This is a genomic window from Streptomyces sp. MnatMP-M17, assembly GCF_900091995.1.
GTDB lineage: Bacteria > Actinomycetota > Actinomycetes > Streptomycetales > Streptomycetaceae > Streptomyces.
Genome location: NZ_FMDK01000940.1, coordinates 1 through 4,135, shown reverse-complemented (window position 1 = coordinate 4,135; position 4,135 = coordinate 1). Strand labels below are relative to the sequence as shown.

General features: G+C 68.5%; 5 protein-coding genes. 2 read left to right on the top strand and 3 right to left on the bottom strand.

What is annotated here, in order from left to right; all coding sequences use genetic code 11:
* Together GA0115259_RS33785 and GA0115259_RS33780 are read left to right on the top strand one after the other, a co-directional pair.
* Positions 1-639, top strand: a 639-nt coding sequence (locus GA0115259_RS33785; protein ID WP_107469335.1) for a GNAT family N-acetyltransferase, incomplete at its 5' end; no start/stop codon positions are given.
* A 30-nt stretch (positions 640-669) separates the two neighbouring features.
* On the top strand, positions 670-1,878 hold the full coding sequence (locus GA0115259_RS33780) for a winged helix-turn-helix domain-containing protein (RefSeq protein WP_093603982.1): 1,209 nt from the start codon (positions 670-672) through the stop codon (positions 1,876-1,878).
* 49 nt (positions 1,879-1,927) lie between these two features.
* Here the strand turns inward: GA0115259_RS33780 and GA0115259_RS33775 are convergent, their stop codons facing one another.
* The 3 genes from GA0115259_RS33775 to GA0115259_RS33765 form a co-directional block, all read right to left on the bottom strand.
* Positions 1,928-2,689, bottom strand: coding sequence for a response regulator (locus GA0115259_RS33775; RefSeq protein ID WP_093603980.1), 762 nt, complete (start codon positions 2,687-2,689; stop codon positions 1,928-1,930).
* A gap of 240 nt (positions 2,690-2,929) precedes the next feature.
* Complete coding sequence (hpf, locus tag GA0115259_RS33770) at positions 2,930-3,622, bottom strand: ribosome hibernation-promoting factor, HPF/YfiA family (protein WP_093603986.1); 693 nt, start codon at positions 3,620-3,622, stop codon at positions 2,930-2,932.
* Between the two features lie 312 nt (positions 3,623-3,934).
* A partial coding sequence (locus GA0115259_RS33765; RefSeq protein WP_256098261.1) for a phosphoribosyltransferase family protein occupies positions 3,935-4,135 on the bottom strand: 201 nt, incomplete at its 5' end.

Here is a 4,135-nt window from a genome sequence, read left to right as displayed (position 1 = left end):
CGGCTGCGGCTGCGCCCGCCGACGCCTGCCGACACCGAGGACATCTTCGCGGCCTGCCAGGATCCGGACATCCAGCGGTGGACAACGGTCCCCTCGCCGTACGAACGCCGGCACGCGGAGGACTTCATCGGCCGGCTCGCGCCGGAGGGCTGGCTCCACGACACCGAGTACACCTTCACCGTGGAGCCGCGTGGCGGCGGCCCGGTGATCGGCGCGGTCTCGCTGCACCACCCTCGCTCCGGCACCTGGGAGATCGGCTTCTGGACGGCCAAGGAGCACCGGGGCCGCGGCTACACGGCGGAGACGGTGACGGCGCTGTCACGCTGGGCCTTTACGGAGGCGGGCGTGGACCGGGTGGAGTGGCGTGCCGAGGTCGGCAACGCGGGCTCGCGTGCAGTCGCGGAGAAGGCCGGTTTCGTGGTGGAGGGCGTGCTGCGCGCGGGGCTGTTCAACAAGGGCACTCTGCGTGACTGCTGGATAGGCGCACTGTTGCCGTCCGATGTGGGGCTGCCGAGCGCGCATCCGTATCTGCCCGCGCAGGCCGTGCAGGCGGCGGCGCATACGGCACCTACGGCACGGGCCGTGTCCGAGGCCGGAAATGGTTCCGCCCAGGCTCCGGACGTACCCGCCCGGCCCTGAGTGTCAGTGGCGCCGTCTATCGTGCCGACCATGACGACTGCACCACCCGCCGCCGAGCTGTCCGCCGACGACGCACGCCGTATAGCGCTGCGCGCCCAGGGATTCCTCGGCGCGCCCGACCGGCGCGGCGGCGTCCGGGGCGTGCTGCGCCACCTCGGCGCCGTCCAGCTCGACACCATCTCGGTGCTGGCGCGGTCGCACGAGCTGATTCCGTACGCGCGGCTGGGCGCCGTCGGCCGCAGGACGGTCGAGGACGCCTACTGGACGCCCGCGCCCGCCGGAGGTCCGTCACCGAGCCCGCACGCGTTCGAGTACTGGTCCCATGCGGCGTGCATCCTGCCCATCGAGGAGTGGCCGCACTTCGCCTTCCGCCGCCGCGCCTACCGCGCCCGCCCGCACTGGTACCACGAGCTGGCGGACGGCGCGTACGAAGCGGTGATCAAGCAGTTGCGCGCGGAGGGCCCGCTGACGGCCACGGAGCTGGGCGGCGCCAAGAACGGCGGTCCGTGGTGGGACTGGTCGGAGGCCAAGGTCGCCGTCGAGCGCGCGCTGATGTTCGGCGAGGTCGTGTGCACCGGCCGGCGCAGCTGGAAGCGGGTGTACGACCTGGCGGAGCGTGCCGTTCCCGACGCGCTCCTCCATGACGATCTGGACGACAGGGAGTGTCTGCGCCGGCTCGTCCGGCTCGCGGGCCAGTCGCTCGGCGTCGGCACGCGCGCCGATATCGCGGACTACCACCGGCTCAAGGGCGAGCAGTTCGACGCCGTGGTCGCCGACTCGGGGCTGGTGCCCGTGACGGTCGAGGGCTGGGGCAAGCCCGCCTGGGCCGATCCCGAGGCGCTGGCGAGCACTCCCCGGGGACGGCACCGTACGACGCTGCTGTCGCCCTTCGACTCGCTGATCTGGGAGCGGGCGCGCACGGAGCGGATCTTCGGCTTCACGCACCGGCTGGAGGCCTATGTGCCCAAGCCCAAGCGGGTGTACGGCTACTTCGCGATGCCGCTGCTCTCCGGCGGCCGGCTGCTCGGGCGTGTCGACCCGGCGCGCGAGGGAAAGACGCTGGTGGCCAAGCAGGTGTCCCTGGCGACCGGCAAAGCCGTGCTTCCCATGGCGCAGGCGCTGCGGGAAGCGGCGGAGTGGGTGGGCTGCTCGGACGTACGGGTGGAGCGGATACGCGTGGAGCAGGAAGACGCGCCTGAGCTGCGCGGCCCTCTGACCGACGCGCTCACCGCCGTCTGACCGCCGTCCGGTTGCCGTCCGACCGCCCAAGTGGCCGCTCGGTGACCGCTCAGCGGATCTCCAGGATCTTCTCCCGCATCGCGTAGACCACGGCCTCCATCCTGGAGTGCAATTGCAGCTTTTCCAGGATGTTGCGGACATGGTTCTTCACAGTGTTCTCGGAGATGAACAACTCCTTGGCGATATCACGGTTGTTCATTCCCGTGGCCACCAGCTTGAGGACTTCCAGTTCACGGTCGGTCAGCCGCGGCGCGGGAACGAGTCTGCGCTCGTCGGTGCGCTGAATCATCGACTTGAACTCGGTCAGCAGCTTGGATGCCATGGACGGGCTGATCTGTGACTGTCCGTCGGCCACGGCGCGAATGGCGGTGGCCACCTCGTCGGTGGAGATCTCCTTGAGGAGATAGCCGGTGGCGCCCGCCTTGATCGCATCGTAGAGGTCGGCCTCCTCATCGCTGATCGTCAGCATGATGATCTTGGCGCTGGGGGCCACCTCCTTGATGGAAGTGCAGGCCTCGATACCGCCGCGCTTGGGCATCCGTACATCCATCAGCACGATGTCCGGCAGCAGATCGGCGGCCTTGTCCACGGCCTCCGCGCCGTCGCCGGCCTCGCCGATGACCTGGATGTCCTCCTCCTGGGCAAGGACGATCTCCAGTCCACGGCGGAAGAGGGCATGGTCGTCCACGACAAGGACCCGGATGGGCTCCTTGCGGGAGCCGCCCCGTTCCGTGTCGGCGTCGGACCGGGCGCCGCCGACCGTGTCGTCGGCATCGTCCGCGCTGTGCACCGGTCCGAAGCTGTCCGCCATCGTTCCTCCCCCTGAAGGCCGTGGCCCGAATTCATAAGAGTCGGCCAACCGCAGTTCGCAGACCACTTGTTGGCTTGCGACACCATAATTTCATGCCTGGATGACAGAGCGGTGACCCTTCGGTCCGCACGCCGGTGCCCCTGAGGCGCGGGGGCGCTCAGGGGCACCACCGGAGCACATATTTCGGACGGACTCCCAGCCGGCCTCCGGCCCGTCCGTCAGCCCCGTGCGGGCAACGGCTCAGCCGCCGAGGGCGCCGCCCGCGCCGCCGGCTTCCGAACCGGCGAACGGGTCCGTCCTGAGGTGGATCACACCGTAGTCGTATGCGTGGCGCCGGTAGACGACGCTGGGTTCCTTGGTGTCGGAATCGACGAAGAGATAGAAGTCGTGCCCGACCAGCTCCATCTCGTAGAGCGCCTGATCGAGTGTCATCGGTGCCGCCACATGGTTCTTCTCGCGGACCACCAGAGGTCCGTCGCCCTGTACCTCCAGCGTGCCGATCCTGGTGGTGGGGACGGCCTCGGCAGCCGCCTGTTCCGCGGCGGTCTGGCCGTTGGCGTTCAACTGAGCCACATCAGGAACGACTTCGACGACCTCGGCGGCCGAAAGCCGCCCATTGCCACGCCGGTTGTGACGCTTCTCGTGCTGCTTGCGCAGCCGGGCCTCCAGCTTGCCGGTGGCCAGATCGAGTGCCGCGTACGGATCGGCCGCAGCCGCCTCCGCACGGATCACGGGGCCACGGGAGTGGAGCGTGATCTCCACCCGGTCGCACCGGTCGGCCTGCCTCGGGTTGTGCTCCTTGGACACCTCGACGTCGAGGCTGATCACCTTGCCGTCGAGCTTCTGGATCTTCTCCAGCTTCAGCTTCTCGGCCACGTGCTTGCGGAACCGCTCGGGCACCTCGGTCTTGCGGCCCTTGACGACGATGTCCACGCAGAACTCCGTTCCCGGATCACTCCGCCTCATTGCGGAGTTACTCCCTGTTGCACCAGACCCCAGTAGTCACCGGAGCCTCGGACTTGGCGACTTTCACCTCCTCCTCCCCCGTCGGCATGATCCCCACCCCCCGAAGTTTCGAGGTTCTGAAAACGCCGAGCAGACCAGTGCATTCAGTGAGTCATGGCTTGCGCCATTCCTCATAACCGAACATAGCCCTCCCGGACGGGTGTCGGCACCCGCTACCGGCATGTACCTCTGTTCAGGTCTCTTTCTTCCCTGTTTACCAGCAACGATGCAAGATCCCGATCAGTTCCGGTTTATTTCGAAGGACAGGGGCGGCGCGGCCACAACTGCCGCGCTCACCTGTACGTATCCCGGAATGCCGGAGCCCATTGCGGCACGCAGTGCCCGCGCCGCCTCGACGAGCGAAGAACCGGTTGTCATGAGATCGTCCACCAGCACCACCCGGCCGCCCGCCAGCAGCCGCGCGCCTCCGCCGGCACCCTC